The organism is Microbacterium sp. LMI12-1-1.1 (assembly GCF_040676455.1).
Taxonomy (GTDB): domain Bacteria; phylum Actinomycetota; class Actinomycetes; order Actinomycetales; family Microbacteriaceae; genus Microbacterium.
The window spans coordinates 1,202,549-1,217,161 of the sequence record NZ_JBEGIA010000012.1; the positions used below are offsets into that span (position 1 = coordinate 1,202,549).

General features: G+C 71.8%; 12 protein-coding genes and 2 pseudogenes. 12 read left to right on the plus strand and 2 right to left on the minus strand.

Annotated elements, in window-relative coordinates; translation table 11 throughout:
• Positions 1-14: 14 nt before the first annotated feature.
• The 3 genes from MRBLMI12_RS13890 (at position 15) to lepB (ending at position 3,124) form a co-directional block, all read left to right on the plus strand.
• Positions 15-1,877, plus strand: a complete 1,863-nt coding sequence (locus MRBLMI12_RS13890; RefSeq protein WP_363357017.1) for a hypothetical protein — start codon at positions 15-17, stop codon at positions 1,875-1,877.
• Positions 1,878-1,949: 72 nt separating this feature from the next.
• Positions 1,950-2,585: a DUF305 domain-containing protein gene (locus MRBLMI12_RS13895; RefSeq protein WP_363357018.1), complete on the plus strand. Its 636-nt coding sequence runs from the start codon at positions 1,950-1,952 to the stop codon at positions 2,583-2,585.
• On the plus strand, positions 2,582-3,124 hold the full coding sequence (gene lepB / locus MRBLMI12_RS13900; protein WP_363357019.1) for a signal peptidase I: 543 nt from the start codon (positions 2,582-2,584) through the stop codon (positions 3,122-3,124). The genes MRBLMI12_RS13895 and lepB overlap by 4 nt, the downstream gene beginning before the upstream one ends.
• Positions 3,125-3,140: 16 nt before the next feature.
• Here the strand turns inward: lepB and MRBLMI12_RS13905 are convergent, their stop codons facing one another.
• On the minus strand, positions 3,141-3,911 hold the full coding sequence (locus tag MRBLMI12_RS13905; protein ID WP_363357020.1) for an IclR family transcriptional regulator: 771 nt from the start codon (positions 3,909-3,911) through the stop codon (positions 3,141-3,143).
• Positions 3,908-5,329 carry an APC family permease gene (locus MRBLMI12_RS13910; RefSeq protein ID WP_363357021.1) on the minus strand — a complete coding sequence of 474 codons (1,422 nt, stop codon included), beginning with the start codon at positions 5,327-5,329 and terminating at the stop codon, positions 3,908-3,910. The genes MRBLMI12_RS13905 and MRBLMI12_RS13910 overlap by 4 nt, the downstream gene beginning before the upstream one ends.
• Before the next feature lie 283 nt (positions 5,330-5,612).
• Here MRBLMI12_RS13910 and coaA point away from each other — a divergent pair, with 283 nt between their 5' ends.
• From coaA to MRBLMI12_RS13955, 9 genes and pseudogenes are all read left to right on the plus strand, one after another.
• On the plus strand, positions 5,613-6,581 hold the full coding sequence (gene coaA / locus MRBLMI12_RS13915; protein ID WP_363357022.1) for a type I pantothenate kinase: 969 nt from the start codon (positions 5,613-5,615) through the stop codon (positions 6,579-6,581).
• 199 nt (positions 6,582-6,780) lie between these two features.
• Positions 6,781-8,631 (plus strand): glutamine--fructose-6-phosphate transaminase (isomerizing), encoded by a 1,851-nt coding sequence (gene glmS, locus MRBLMI12_RS13920; RefSeq protein ID WP_363357023.1) that lies wholly within the window; start codon positions 6,781-6,783, stop codon positions 8,629-8,631.
• Positions 8,632-9,425: 794 nt separating this feature from the next.
• Positions 9,426-9,773, plus strand: a pseudogene (locus MRBLMI12_RS13925) (holo-ACP synthase); the annotation flags it as partial.
• 125 nt (positions 9,774-9,898) lie between these two features.
• The gene (alr, locus tag MRBLMI12_RS13930; protein ID WP_363357024.1) at positions 9,899-11,023 is read left to right on the plus strand and encodes an alanine racemase; all 1,125 of its coding nucleotides are present in this window, start codon (positions 9,899-9,901) and stop codon (positions 11,021-11,023) included.
• A gap of 317 nt (positions 11,024-11,340) precedes the next feature.
• The gene (gene tsaE, locus MRBLMI12_RS13935; protein WP_363357025.1) at positions 11,341-11,865 is read left to right on the plus strand and encodes a tRNA (adenosine(37)-N6)-threonylcarbamoyltransferase complex ATPase subunit type 1 TsaE; all 525 of its coding nucleotides are present in this window, start codon (positions 11,341-11,343) and stop codon (positions 11,863-11,865) included.
• Positions 11,862-12,599, plus strand: coding sequence for a tRNA (adenosine(37)-N6)-threonylcarbamoyltransferase complex dimerization subunit type 1 TsaB (gene tsaB, locus MRBLMI12_RS13940; protein ID WP_363357026.1), 738 nt, complete (start codon positions 11,862-11,864; stop codon positions 12,597-12,599). The genes tsaE and tsaB overlap by 4 nt, the downstream gene beginning before the upstream one ends.
• Positions 12,596-13,243: a ribosomal protein S18-alanine N-acetyltransferase gene (gene rimI, locus MRBLMI12_RS13945; protein WP_363357027.1), complete on the plus strand. Its 648-nt coding sequence runs from the start codon at positions 12,596-12,598 to the stop codon at positions 13,241-13,243. Before tsaB ends, rimI begins: the two co-directional genes overlap by 4 nt.
• On the plus strand, positions 13,240-14,307 hold the full coding sequence (gene tsaD, locus MRBLMI12_RS13950) for a tRNA (adenosine(37)-N6)-threonylcarbamoyltransferase complex transferase subunit TsaD (protein ID WP_363357028.1): 1,068 nt from the start codon (positions 13,240-13,242) through the stop codon (positions 14,305-14,307). Before rimI ends, tsaD begins: the two co-directional genes overlap by 4 nt.
• Positions 14,304-14,613, plus strand: a pseudogene (locus MRBLMI12_RS13955) (hypothetical protein); the annotation flags it as partial. The gene tsaD and the pseudogene MRBLMI12_RS13955, both read left to right, overlap by 4 nt.

Consider the following 14,613-nt stretch of genomic DNA (forward strand, 5'->3'; position numbering starts at 1 on the left):
GAGGCGCAGCACCCATGAAGAATCTCCGCCGCACGATCGCGACGGCCGCCGCCGGACTGGCGGTCGCGGCCGGCCTCGCGATCGTTCCCGCGACCACCGCGACCGCGGCTCCGCCGCCCATCGAGTGCTCGGGCGATGCGCTCATCGAGAAGTCGTTCGACAACGGCACCAGCTGGCAGATGTGCTGGCGCGTCGACAGCAAGAAGGGGCTCGTGCTCGAACAGGTCGCCGTTCGGGCGCCCGGCGAGGAGTCGTATCGCCGCGTGCTCGACTCGGTGTACCTCGGCCAGCTGCACGTGCCGTACGACACCGGCAAGAACGTCTGGAACGACATCACGTCGTACGGGTTCGGCAACCAGTACCTGCAGAAGCTGAGCGGCGCCGAGTGCGGCGACGGTGAGCTGCGCGATGCCGCCCAGACCTGGACGACGACCCGTGGCGGTGTCACGACGACCTGGATGAGGACCATCCCGGCGCTGTGCATCACCGACACCACCAGCCCGATGGCCTACCGCTCCCACGAGCAGACGTGGGGCTCGATCGAGGACGCGCCGCTGTTCACCGATGACAAGCAGGGCTTCAGCCTGCAGATCATCTCGAAGGTCGACTGGTACGAGTACGCCACCAAGATCGAGTTCACCGACGAGGGGACCATCTCGTTCGACCTCGGCGCGACGGGCGACGTCTCGTACGAGGACTTCGACGCGGACGCCACCACGGGCTGGCCGATCGGCACCGGCGACACCGCGTTCGCGGCATCCCACTGGCACAACGCGATCTGGCGGCTGGATTTCGGCCTCGACGGTCAGAGCACGATGGCGGTCGAGCAGTACGACTCCGAACTCGGTGAGCAGGGGGAGAAGACGCGTCTCATGCACACCTCGCCTCAGACGATCGCCTCGCCGACCGGCGTCGCACCTGCCGACGACCTCACCTGGTGGCGCGTGCTCGCACCGAACAGCGTGAACGCCGACGGCCACGAGCGCTCGTACGAGTTCGTGTTCCCGGGTTCGCAGCTCTACCAGGGCGACCCGGTCACGCAACCGCTGCTCACCTTCACGAACTACAACGCCTGCCAGGAGTACGCGACGAACAACCTCAACACCGCGTGCGCCGAGAAGAACCTCGTCGAATATGCGGCGGCGGGGGCCGGCCAGCCGCTCACCGACCCGGTGGCGTGGGTGAACAGCGGCTTCCACCACGTCGTGCGCGACGAGGATCAGAGCCCGATGCAGACCCACTGGCAGTCGTTCACGATCATCCCTCGCGACTGGACCAGCACGTCGATGGGCACCCCTGAGGGCCGCTCGTGCATCAACGGCGACCCCGGCGGAGAGATCCACACCGATGAGTCGCCCTGCGAGGTCGTCGAGCCCGAGACCCCGGTCGACCCCGAGCCCCAGCCGACCGAGACCGGCGAGCCGAATCCGGGACAGACCGACACGCCGACGGACCCGGGCGCCGGAGCCGAGGAGGCGACGATCGCGCTCTCGACAGCCACGCTCACCCCGGGCGCATCGTTCGAGCTCACCGGCGAGGGCTTCACGCCGGGCGAAACCGTCGAGGTCACGCTGCACTCCGACCCGATCGCGGTCGGCGCGCTGACCGTCGATGCCGCCGGAGCGATCACGGGCAGCCTGAAGCTGCCGGCATCCGCGCCCGTCGGCGATCACACGATCGTCGCCGCAGGGGCGTCGAGCGGACTCACCGCCTCGGCCGACGTGACGGTGAAGGCCGCGGCCCCGGCCGCAGCCGGACTCGCCGTCACGGGCGGCGGCATCGCGACCGGCGTCGCGATCGCCGGCGCCGTGCTGCTCGCCCTCGGCGCGGCGATCGTGATCCTGCGCCGCCGCCACAACGCCGGCACCCCCGTGTGAGACCAGGCGGTCCGGCCCGGTCACGGGCCGGACCGCCATCCCCCCGATCCTTCCCCTCGTTACGGAGTCGCCATGCGCAGGCCGTTTGCCGCCTCCATCTCCCTCGCCGTCGTCCTCCTCGCCGGCGCGCTCGTCGTCGGCCCGCAGCTGCTCCTCGCGACGGCGGCAGAAGACGAGACGGATGCCGCACCCGCGCCCGGCGCTGCGGCCGTCGTCGCCGCCGCTCAACAGGACGAGCCTGTCGGCGACGAGCCGAACGAGGCGGACATGGTGTTCGCGACGATGATGATTCCGCACCACCAGCAGGCTGTCGAGCTGTCGCGCATCCTGGCGGCCACCGCCGGCATCGACGACACGTCGGTCGCGCTCGCCGCGTTCATCGAGCGCGATCAGAGCGCCGAGATCGTCCGGATGCAGGCCTGGCTCGACGCGTGGCATCAGGCCGGCGTCCTGAACCACGAGCACACCGGCGCGATGGCCGGAATGGCCACCCCCGAGCAGATCGCCCAGCTCGACGCCCTGTCGGGCGTCGACGCCGAGAGGCGGTTCCTCGAGCTCATGATCGCGCACCACGAAGGCGCGCTCGACATGACACGCGCGGTGATCGCCAGCGGTGCCAACACGTGGATCCGCGCACTCGCCAAGCACATCGCCGGCGAGCAGCAGCTCGAGATCGAGGCGATGACCGCCCGGCTGGAGGCACTGTGACCCGCGCGCGGTTCGCGGTGGCCGCCGCGGTGGCGGCGTGCCTGCTGGCGGCGGCCGCCGGAGTCGCGGCATCCCAGTTCCTCGTCCTGCGGGTGGAGTCCGACTCGATGGCGCCTGCCCTCGTGCGGGGCGACGTCCTCCTGGCAGGGCGACTCGACGGCGCTGCCCTGATGCGCTCCGACATCGTCGTCTTCAGTGATCCTGGAGGATGGGCGCAGCGCGTCGAACGGCAGACACGTGCGGATGCCGGCACTGTCGCGTCCACTCTCGTCAAGCGCGTCATCGGATTGCCGGGGGAGCGGGTCGCATGCTGCGATCCGTCGGGTCGGGTCACGGTCGACGGCGTCGCGCTTGATGAGCCCTACCTGGCCGCCGGCGGTCTCGCGAGCGTGCTCGCGTTCGATGAAGTCGTCCCGGACGATGCCGTCTTCGTGCTCGGTGACAACCGCGCCGCGTCGGTCGACTCGCGCTATCTCGGCACCGTGCCGTTGACATCGGTGATCGGCGTGGAGCGGGCGGCGCTCGGGCTGGTCCGGTAGCGCGGGTCGCGCCGGATCACACCGACTGCGCGGCGCCTGCCGCGTCGGCCGGGCTCCCGAGGGAACGTGCGACCAGCGCGGCGTCCGCGCGGAGCCGGTCGAGGTGCTGCTCAGGACCCGGTCCGAAGCCGGCCGGGCTCGATAAGGCGAGACCCGCGACAAGGCGGCCGTCGTCCGAATGCACCGGAACCGCGATGCAGGCCCGATCATCGGCGTCCGCGCAGGCGGCGTAGCCGAGCGCGGCGACCTCGGCGGCGATCGCCCGATGCTCGGCGCCGGTGATCCCCGACGCACGCGCGGTGGACACCACCTCCATGACGGCGCCCTGATCGGCGTGGGCCGAGAGCGGAGGTGCGAACGCGGACAGCAGCAGGCGCCCGATCGCGGTCGCGGCCAATTGCCGACGCGTGCGCTCGGCCGAGCGGAGCGGATGCGTCGGATCTTCGTCCACGATCACGACACGTCCGCGCTGATACCGCACGAAATGGACCGCCTGACCGGTCTCGGCGCGCAGGTTCGCGACGATGTCGGCCGCAGGCGGCGGCGAGGGGGCGACCAGATGCGCCAGTTCGACGACTCGCACACCCAGGAGGAAACCGTCGAGAGTCGGATGCCGCACCAGGTACTCCTCGCTCACGAGCGAGTTGACGAGGCGATACGCCGAGGTGCGCGGCAGGGAGAGCGCGCGGGCGATGCCGTTCGCCGAGAGGGTCGGTCCGGAGCGGGCGACCTCTTCGAGCACGGCGAGCGCCTGGGTGACTCCGCTGCGCAGGCTCGGAGCGCTCACGGCTGCGCAGACCCGGCGGCCTCGTGCGAGACGAGCTCGCCCCGTGTGCTGAGCGCGTCCGCAGCCACAGGCGTGTCGTAAGCGCCGACGCGGGTGGGCGAGAGCGCACCCGCCCGGAGTCTCAAGGCATGCGCGATCGCTGCCGCACCGAGGAGCGCGCACACGATGGTCACGGTCGCCACGTCGCTGCCGACGACCTCGGTCACGGTGACGCCCACCAGCGCCACCGCGCCTGCCAACCCGGGCCAGGCCTCGCGCACGCTGAACTCCCCGAGCCGCAGCAGATAGGGGACCACTGCCGCGCAGACGAGGAGATACGCGATCACGAAGCAGAGACTCGACGCGAGCCCGATGGTCTCATCCAGCAGGGATCCGCGCGGGGAGAGGATGTGCGCGATCGTTCCTGCCGTCAGCGCCGCCCCGACCCCGACGGCGGCGACGTGCGGCGACGCGAACCGCAGCGACGTCCGACCGAGCCAGGAGGGGAGCACCCCCTCGCGAGCCAGCGTGAACACGAGACGGACGAGTGCGTTCGAGCACGCGAGCGTGCACGCGAGCCAGGAGGCCACGATGACCCAGTTCGCCGCGGTGGCCTGCCACACGGGGGCGCCGGGTGTCGCGCCGCTCAGGAGCGTCGATGCGGTCCCCGCCGAGCCGGCCGCCGACAGCTGCGCCGCCACGCCGAAGAGGTACACCGCGGCGAGCGCGCCCACCGTCCAGACGAGCGCGCGCGGCACGCCGGCGAGCGGGCGACGGCTCTCGGGGCCGAGCGCGGCACCGCTTTCGAACCCGACGAAGGAGAGCAATGCGACGCCGATGCCTCCCGCGAGCGCGGACATCGACGGCATGTCCCCGGGCCTCGGGATGAGCGGCGACAGATTCCAGCCGGTGCTCGCGAACACGACGATGGCGGCGACGATGATCACGGATACCGCCAGGACCTCGATCGCGAGCATGAGCCGGGTCGAGACGCGGGCGCCGACGATGATGACCGCCACCAGGAGGGCGAAGATCACAACCGTGAGTGCGATCGAGACGGTGTGATCGGGCGCCGCCGTGGCGGCGGCATCCGTCATCTCCGATCCGGGCGCGAGAAGGCGCTCGAGCCGTCGGACACCAGCGCGGAGGCTGTCGATCGCGACGCTGCCGTAGCCGATCGCCAGCGCGGCGCCTGCCGTGATACCCGCGACCGGACCCAGGCCCTTCGTCACGAACGTGTACACGCCGCCGGCCGCCGCGATGCGCCGTGCGAACACCGCGATCGATAGCGCGACGAGCGCGATCACCCCGGAGGCCAGAACCAGCGCGACGAACGCGAACGATCCGAGGCGATTCATCAGCGCGCCGCTGTGGGTCAGCAGCACACCGGCCGGCGCGACGGCCGCCACGGACTGGGCGACGAGGTCGACAGTGGTCACCGAGCGGCGCCGCAACCCGTGCAGCGGCGACACCGTGCCCAAGGTCGACGCCGGGCGACGGTGCGAAATGGCATCCCGCAGAGCGCTCAGGGTGCACCTCCTCCGCCGCGAGGCGGTGGGACGATGCCTGCGCGCGCTGCGCCGACGCTACGCCCCGCGTGTTGCAGCGGTCTGTCTCCCGTGTTTCGCCGGCATCACGGATGCCGGTACACGTGGCGGGGTCGGCCTGCTGACGCACTCCGCGCGCCGACTGCGAGATCGGTCACCCGGTACGATGGGCGCGATGTCCGCCGACGAAGCCACCGCCTACGACCTGGGTGCGGTCACCCCTATCCTCTCGCTGTACCGCGAGATCGATCGAGCGGACTGGGCGCGGCTCGCGTCCGGTCTGACGCAGCCGCTCAGCGAGACCGAGATCGTGCAGATCCGCGGCCTCGGCGACCGCCTCGACATGGCCGAGGTCGCACAGGTGTACGTGCCGCTGTCGCGGCTGCTGTCGCTGTATGCCGAATCCACCAAGCGGCTCGGCGCCGAAGAGTCCGCGTTCCTCGGCGAGGCCGACACGACGACGCCGTTCATCGTCGGGGTGGCCGGCTCGGTCGCGGTCGGCAAATCCACGATCGCGCGTCTGCTGCGCGAACTCACGAGCCGCTGGCCCGGCACGCCCCGCGTGGAGCTCGTCACGACCGACGGCTTCCTCTACCCGAACGCCGAACTCGAGCGACGCGGCCTCATGGACCGCAAGGGCTTCCCCGAGTCGTACGACCGCCGGGCGCTGGTGTCGTTCCTCACCGAGGTGAAGAGCGGCGCCCCCGAGGTGCGCGCACCTTTCTATTCGCACATGCGATACGACATCGTCCCCGACGCCGTCGTCACCGTGCGTCGCCCCGACATCGTCATCGTCGAGGGCCTCAACGTGCTCCAGCCGCCGCCCACGCCCAACGACGTGGCGGTGAGCGACCTGTTCGACTTCTCGATCTTCGTGGACGCGGATGCCGGGCACATCGCCCAGTGGTACGTCGACCGCTTCCTCGCCCTGCGCCGCGCCGCCTTCAGCAACCCGAACTCGTTCTTCAACGTCTTCGCGCACCTCTCCGATGAGGAGGCCGTGGAGCGGGCGCTCGGCTACTGGAACACGATCAACCTGCCGAACCTGCAGGAGAACGTGCTGCCGACGCGACACCGCGCCGACCTCGTGCTCCAGAAGGGCGCCGACCACACCGTCGAGACGGTGCTCCTCCGCAAGCTTTGACGCGCGTCGTCTCGCTGGTTCCTCGCTCGCTCAGCGACCGGGACCCTTGCCCCGGTCGTTGAGCGAGGGCGCTCTGGCGCCCGAGACGAAACGCGCACACCCGCACGTGCGTCGGTTGCGGCATCCGTGTTCCAGAAATGAACTGGGCGTCCGGGTTCGTAAGGGCTCCTTGCGAAAACCCCCGCCTACCATTGTCGGCATGTGTGGAATCGTCGGATACGTGGGCCCGCGGCAGAGCCAGGCCGTCCTGATCTCAGGCCTCTCACGGCTCGAGTACCGCGGCTACGACTCGGCGGGCATCGCCGTGATCGACGCGAACGGCGACCTGGGCATGCGCAAGCGCGCGGGCAAGCTCAAGGTGCTCCGCGACGACCTCGCCGCGCACCCGCTCGCCGACGGCACCACCGGCATCGGCCACACCCGCTGGGCGACGCACGGCGGCCCCACCGACGGCAACGCCCACCCGCACCTCGCCGACGACGACAAGCTCGCCGTCATCCACAACGGCATCATCGAGAACTTCTCCGAGCTCCAGGACGAGCTCCTCGCGGACGGCTTCACCTTCCGCAGCGAGACCGACACCGAGGTCGCCGCCGTCCTGCTCGGCCGCGAGTACGACCGCTCGGGCGATCTGGTCGAGGCCTTCCGCGCGGTCGTCGCGCGGCTGGAGGGCGCGTTCACCCTGCTCGCGATGCACCAGGAGCAGCCGGGCCTCGTCGTCGGTGCACGCCGCAACTCGCCCCTCGTGATCGGGCTGGGGGAGGGTGAGAACTTCCTCGGCTCGGACGTCGCCGCGTTCGTCGAGCACACGCGCAACGCCCTCGCGATCGGCCAGGACCAGATCGTCGCGATCACCCCGTCGGGCGTCGAGGTCACGGACTTCTCGGGCAACGCCGTCGAGGTCGAGCCGTTCGAAGTGACCTGGGATGCCGCTGCCGCCGAGAAGGGCGGCTGGTCGTCGTTCATGGCCAAGGAGGTCTCGGAAGAGCCGGACGCCGTCGCCAACACACTGCGCGGCCGCATCCGCGACAGCGAGGTCGTCATCCCCGAGCTCGACGGCCTCGACGAGCTGTTCCGCGGTATCTCGCGCATCATCGTGATCGCGTGCGGCACCGCCGCCTACGCCGGCCAGGTCGGCAAGTACGCGATCGAGCTGTGGACGCGCATCCCGGTCGACGTCGAGCTCGCCCATGAGTTCCGCTACCGCGACCCGGTGATCGGACCCGACACCCTCGTCGTCTCGATCAGCCAGTCAGGCGAGACGATGGACACGCTCATGGCGGTCAAGTACGCGCGCGAGCGCGGCGCGAAGACCCTCTCGATCTGCAATACGCAGGGCGCCACCATCCCTCGCGAGTCCGACGCCATCGTCTACACGCACGCCGGTCCCGAGGTCGCCGTCGCCTCGACCAAGGCGTTCGTCGCGCAGATCACCGCGCTGTACCTCATGGGGCTGCACATCGGACGTGTCCGCGGCGCGATCTCGCGGGCGGACGCGGCCGACCACGTTCGCGAGCTCGAGGCGATCCCGGGCAAGATCACGCAGATCCTCGAGCGCGAGCAGCCCCGCATCGAGCAGTTCGCCCACTGGATGGCCGACACCCGCTCGGTGCTGTTCCTCGGCCGCCACGTCGGCTATCCGATCGCACTCGAGGGCGCGCTCAAGCTCAAGGAGCTCGCCTACATCCACGCCGAGGGCTTCGCCGCCGGCGAGCTCAAGCACGGACCCATCGCCCTCATCGAGCCCGGCCAGCCGGTGTTCGTCATCGTGCCGTCGCCGCGCAAGTCGGCCGAGATGCACAAGAAGGTCATCTCGAGCATCGAGGAGATCCGCGCGCGCGGCGCCCGCGTCATCGCGATCGCGGAGGAGGGCGACGCCGCGGTGCTGCCCAAGGCCGACGAGGTGCTGCGCATCCCGCTCGCCGGACCCTTCTTCGAGCCGCTCCTGGCCGTCGTGCCGCTGCACATCTTCGCGATGGGCCTCGCCACGGCCAAGGGACTCGACGTCGACCAGCCCCGCAACCTCGCCAAGTCGGTCACGGTCGAGTAAGCGGCATCCGCGCGCTCGTGTCCCGCCGAGGCGCCCCCGGCGGGATGCCGCTGGTGAGGCCGAGGCGCCGCCGGCGGGATGCCCCCGGTGCGGCCGAGGCGCCCTCGGCGAGGCTGAGGCGCCCCCGGCGGGCCGCGGCGCCCGCGGTGGGGCCGGGCGGGGCCGACGCGCCCCCGGCGGGGGCGGGGGGCCGGGCGAGGCCGAGGCGCCTCAGGTGCAGTGCACGATCGTCGGTGTCTCCTGTTGACTTGCGCTGAACGTACGCCCGTTCCGGCGTGTCGCGTACATCCAGCGCAAGTGAACAAAGCTGGAGAGGTGCCGGGGCGGGGCCGAGGCGCCCCCGGCGGGGGTGAGGCGCCCCCGGCGGGGGCGTGGGCCTGGCGCCTCAGGTGCCGTGCACGACCGTCGGTGTCTCCTGTTGACTTGCGCTGAACGTACGCCCGTTCCCGCGTGTCGCGTACATCCAGCGCAAGTGAGCAAGCGGGGGAGGCGCGCCTCGGGTGCACGACCGTCGGTGTCTCCCGTTGACTTGCGCTGAACGTACGCCCGTTCCGGCGTGTCGCGTACATCCAGCGCAAGTGAACAAGCGGGGGAGGCGCGCCTCAGGTGCACGATCGTCGGTGTCTCCCGTTGACTTGCGTTGAACGTACGCCCCTTCTGGCGTGTCGTGTACATCCAGCGCAAGTGAACAAGGGTGGGGGTGCCGGGGTGGCGGCGCACCCGGAGCGGCGGGGCGCCCGGCGCGGCGCGATAGTCTGTCGGATGCCGCGCGCGCGGCGCGGCAGGAGGCTCACGTGATCGTCGGAATCGGCGTCGACCTCGTCGACATCCCGCGTTTCGAGCGCACGATCGAGCGCACACCGCGGCTCGTCGAACGGCTCTTCTCCGACGCGGAACGCCGGCTCAAGCCGCACTCGCTCGCCGCGCGGTACGCCGCGAAGGAGGCGCTCATCAAGGCGCTTGGCGGCTCGGACGGCGTGCACTGGACCGAGATCGAGGTCGCCTCCGAGGCATCCGGTCGCCCGGTCTTCTCGCTGTGCGGATCGACGGCCGCCGTCGTCGCCGCGCGGGGGATCACCGCGCTGCACCTCTCGCTGTCGCACGATGCCGGCCTCGCGACGGCGTACGTCATCGCCGAAGCGGCGCCCGAATCCTCGGCCACACCGAACCAGGGGAATCGCGCGGAACCGGGCGACGTCACCGGTCTCGACGAGGATCCCCTGTCTCAGCGCTCGCCGAGCGCCGCCCCGACCACGGAGGGGGCCGCATGAGCCGTCTGCCCGCCGGCACCCTGCGCGAGGCGACGATCGACGTCGGCGCCATCGAGGACAACGTGCGGCACCTGCGCCGGCTCACCGGCTCGGAGGTCATCGCCGTCGTGAAGGCCGACGGCTACGGGCACGGCGCAGTGCGCTCGGCGCTCGGGGCGCTCGCCGGCGGCGCGACGCGGCTGGGCGTCGCCGACATCACCGAGGCTCTCGCGCTCCGCCGCGCCGGCATCGACGCGCCGATCGTCGCGTGGCTGCACGCTCCCGGCGCCGACTTCGCCGAGGCGGCCGCACGCGGCATCGAGCTCGGCATCTCGAGCCTCGACCAGCTGCAGAGAGCCGCGGCCGCAGCATCCGCCGACCGTCCTGTCGGAGTGCACCTCAAGCTCGAGACCGGGCTGTCGCGCAACGGCATCGCGCCCGAGGACTACCGCGTGGTGTTCGCCGAGGCCGCGCGGCTCGAGCGGATCGGCCGGGTGCGCGTCATCGCCCTGTTCAGCCACCTGTCGAACGCTTCGGTGGACGACGACCGCGCGGCCCTGCGCGCGTTCGAGGAGGGCATCGGCGTCGCGGCCTCGCTCGGACTCGCGCCGCCGCTGCGGCATCTCGCCGCGACGCACGCCGCGATCGACCTGCCAGAATCGCGGCTCGGGTGCGTGCGCATCGGCATCGGGATCTACGGACTCTCGCCGTTCGCCGATCGGACGTCGGCCGACCTCGGCCTGCGCCCTGCGATGACCCTGCGCGGTGCGGTCGCCGCGGTGCGCCGCGTGACCGCCGGCAAGGGCGTGTCGTACGGGTACGACTACCGCACCGAGCGCGACACGACCCTTGCCCTGGTGCCGCTCGGCTACGCCGACGGCGTGCCCCGGCAGGCGTCGGGGGCGGGTCCCGTCGTGATCGGCGGGCGCAGGTTCACCGTCGCCGGCCGGATCGCCATGGATCAGTTCGTCGTCGACGTCGGCGATGCACCCGTCGCCGTGGGGGACGAGGCCGTGCTCTTCGGCGATCCCACCCTGGGGGCACCGGCCGCGACGGAATGGGCGGATGCCGCGGGCACGATCAACTACGAGATCGTCACGCGTGTCGGCCCTCGGGTCGCCCGGCGGCAGGTGTCGGAATGAGCGGGCTGCCTGTTCCGTTCTCAGGATTGATGCAGCGGCCTCGGCCCGGAGCCGGCGTATTTCCGCAGGCCGCGCAACGTGCCCAGAGCAGCGGTCCTGAGAACGGTACGGGGGAGGCGGGATGAGCGAGGGGATCGACGCACTCGTCGTCACGCGCATCAGCCCTCGGGTCGCGCGGCGGCAGGTGTCGGAATGAGCGGGCTGCCTGTTCCGTTCTCAGGATTGATGCAGCGGCCTCGGCCCGGTGCCCGCGTATTTCCGCAGGCCGCGCAACGGACCCTGAGCAGCGGTCCTGAGAACGGTACGGGGGAGGCGCGATGAGCGAGGGGATCGACGCACTCGTCGGCACGCGTGAGATCACCTCGCCCGACGCCATGGAGGCGCTGGGCGAAGAAATGGGACGGATGCTGCGCCCCGGCGACATGGTGGTCCTCACCGGACCGCTCGGCGCAGGCAAGACCACGCTCACGCGGGGTATCGGCCGGGGACTGGACGTGCGCGGGCCCATCCAGAGCCCGACGTTCGTGCTCGCGCGCACGCACCCGTCCCTCGTCGGCGGCACGCCCCTCGTACACGTCGACGCCTACCGGCTGGGCTCGGCCGCCGAACTGGACGACCTCGACATCGACTTCGACGGTTCCGTCGTGATCGTCGAGTGGGGGAGGGGTCTCGTCGACGGCATCCGCGACCACTGGTGGGAGGTGGAGCTCGACCGTGAATGGCACGGGCGCGGGCAGGATGACGCGTGCTACGGCGTCGCCCACGAGGCAGAGCTCGATGCCGACGCACCCCGCCTCGTGAAGATCTCGCGCCACGGCGCGCCGACTACCCTGGAAGGGTGATCCTCGGCATCGACACGTCGCTCGGCTCCGCAGTGGCGGTGGTCGAGCCCGACGGCGTCATCCGATCCGAGGCCGCCAGCCTCGATCCGCGTGGGCACGCCGAGGTCATCGGCACCCTGCTGGAGCGGGCGCTGGCCGAGGCATCCGTCAGCCCTTCGGACATCACGCATGTCGCTGCGGGAATGGGACCGGGACCGTTCACCGGGCTGCGCGTCGGCATCGCGGCGGCACGGACGTTCGCCCTCGGCCGGGGCGTGCCCGTCATCCCCGTCGTGAGCCATGACGCCGTCGCGCTGGAGCTGCTCCTGCACAGCGCCCTCACGGCCGACTGGGGTTCGGCCGGCGGCTACGAGAACCCCGACGACGATACCTTCGCAGTCGTGACCGACGCGCGCCGGCGCGAGTTCGCGTACACGCTCTACCGCGGGCTCGACGACGACGGACTCCCGATCCGCGTGGCCGAGCCGGCGCTCGTCCCCCGCGATGACCTCGATGCCGCGCTCGCCCAGGCCGGAGCCGCACGCCGCGACGCCGACCGCATCCCCGCCGCGATGCTCGCGCTCGCCGCGGCACGCTCTCTCGCCGCCGGGCGGGGCATCGGCTCGGTCGACGCGCTGTACCTGCGGGCGCCCGACGTCACGCTGCCGCACGCACCGAAGCGGGTCAACGTCGCCGCATCCGCCGAACGGTCAGGCGACCGGGCCGCGTCCCAGCGACAGCGGGACGACGCATGAGCCTCCGCAGGGCGACCGGCGACGACCTCGCCGCGATCATGGCGCTCGAACGCGCATCGTTCCCCACCGACGCCTGGTCGGAGGCGATGATGCGCGAAGAGCTCGCCTCCCCGCACGGCTGGTACGTCGTGGACGACGAGGCCGGCCGGCTCGTCGGCTACGCCGGATTGCGGGCGGTCGCCGGAGCGAAGGATGCCGACATCCAGACCATCGCCATCGCCGACGTGTCGCGGGGTCGCGGTCGCGGCCGTTCGCTGCTGCGGGCGCTGCTCGCGGAGGCCGCGCGCCGCGGGGTCGGCCACGTCTTCCTCGAGGTTCGAGCCGACAACCCCGTCGCGCAGGCGCTCTACATCTCGGAGGGCTTCGCCGAGATCGGCCGCAAGCCCCGGTACTACCAGCCCGACGACGTCGACGCCGTGGTGATGAAGCTCGATGTGCGGGGCTGGCACGGCGCTTCGGCAAGCTCAGCGACCGGTGCAGACTCAGCGACCGGTAGCGGCTCAGCGCCCGGTGCCGGCTCGGCCACCGGTGGCGGTGCAGCGCCCGGTGCCGGCTCGGCGACCGGTGCCGGCTCGGCGACCGGTGGCGGCGCAGCGCACGGTGGCGGTGCAGCGGCTGCGTGGGACGGAGGGGTGTGCACGTGAACCGCGCCGAACCGCTGGTGCTCGGCATCGAGACGAGCTGCGACGAGACCGGCATCGGGATCGTCCGCGGCCGCACGCTGCTGTCGAACACGATCGCCAGCTCGATGGACGAGCACGCCCGCTACGGCGGGGTCGTGCCCGAGGTCGCCGCTCGCGCGCACCTCGAGGCGCTGCAGCCGTCCATCGAGGCGGCGCTCGCCGAGTCGGGCGTCGCGCTGGCCGATCTCGACGCCGTCGCGGTGACCAGCGGCCCGGGTCTTGCGGGAGCCCTCATGGTCGGAATCGGCGCGGCCAAGGCGCTCGCTGTGTCGCTCGAGAAGCCCCTCTACGCCGTCAACCACCTGGTCGGCCACATCGCGGCCGACATCCTCGACACCGACGCGCCCCCGCTGGAGTACCCGACGGTCGCGCTGCTGGTGAGCGGCGGCCACACCTCGCTGCTGCTCGTGCGCGACCTCACCACCGATGTCGAGCTGCTCGGCGAGACGATGGACGACGCCGCCGGCGAGGCCTTCGACAAGGTCGCCCGCCTGCTCGGGCTGCCGTACCCCGGAGGTCCCGAGATCGACCGGGCGGCGGCATCCGGAGATCCGAAGGCGATCCCCTTCCCGCGCGGCCTGTCCCGCGCGTCCGACATGGCGGCGCACCGCTACGACTTCTCGTTCTCAGGGCTGAAGACCGCGGTCGCACGCTGGGTCGAGTTGCGACAGGCGGCTGGCGAGCAGGTTCCGGTCGCGGATGTCGCGGCGAGCTTCCGCGAGGCCGTCGTCGACGTGCTCGTGACGAAGGCGCTCGCCGCGTGCCGCGACCACGGTGTGCCGCGGCTGCTGCTCGGCGGCGGCGTCATCGCCAACCGGCGGCTGCGCGACGTGGCGCTCGAACGGGCCGCGGCCGAGGGCGTCACCGTGCGCATCCCGCCGCTGTCGCTGTGCACCGACAACGGTGCGATGATCGCCGCCCTCACCTCCGAGCTCATCATGTCGGGCCGCGCTCCGTCGACGCTCGAGTTCGGCGCCGACTCGACGCTTCCCGTCACCGAGATCCAGGTCGCGGAGTCGCGATGACGGACGATCGGATGCCGGTGCCCGGCGACGACGCGACCCCCGAGCCCCCGGCCGGGGCGAAGCCGCCACCCGCCGACACGAAGGTGTCGGCCGAGACCCCCGAGCCCCCGGCCGCCGACGCCGCCACGCCGCCGCCCGCCGCGCCGCGACCCGCCGACACGACGGTGCCGGCGAAGACCCCTGCGCCGCCGCGCCCGGCCGCCGACGCCGCCACGCCTCCACCCGCCGCCACGCCGCCACCCACCGCCACGTCGCGACCGGCCGAGACCCCCGCGCCGCCGCGCCCGGCGGCCGACGCCGCCACGC

What these genes read in the sequence shown, in the direction of transcription:
- MRBLMI12_RS13895 (WP_363357018.1), top strand. Translation starts at nt 1,950, where the DNA reads ATGCGCAGGCCGTTTGCCGCCTCCATCTCCCTCGCCGTCGTCCTCCTC.
- rimI (WP_363357027.1), top strand. Translation starts at nt 12,596, where the DNA reads ATGAGCCTCCGCAGGGCGACCGGCGACGACCTCGCCGCGATCATGGCG.
- MRBLMI12_RS13890 (WP_363357017.1), top strand. Translation starts at nt 15, where the DNA reads ATGAAGAATCTCCGCCGCACGATCGCGACGGCCGCCGCCGGACTGGCG.
- tsaE (WP_363357025.1), top strand. Translation starts at nt 11,341, where the DNA reads ATGAGCGAGGGGATCGACGCACTCGTCGGCACGCGTGAGATCACCTCG.
- alr (WP_363357024.1), top strand. Translation starts at nt 9,899, where the DNA reads ATGAGCCGTCTGCCCGCCGGCACCCTGCGCGAGGCGACGATCGACGTC.
- coaA (WP_363357022.1), top strand. Translation starts at nt 5,613, where the DNA reads ATGTCCGCCGACGAAGCCACCGCCTACGACCTGGGTGCGGTCACCCCT.
- glmS (WP_363357023.1), top strand. Translation starts at nt 6,781, where the DNA reads ATGTGTGGAATCGTCGGATACGTGGGCCCGCGGCAGAGCCAGGCCGTC.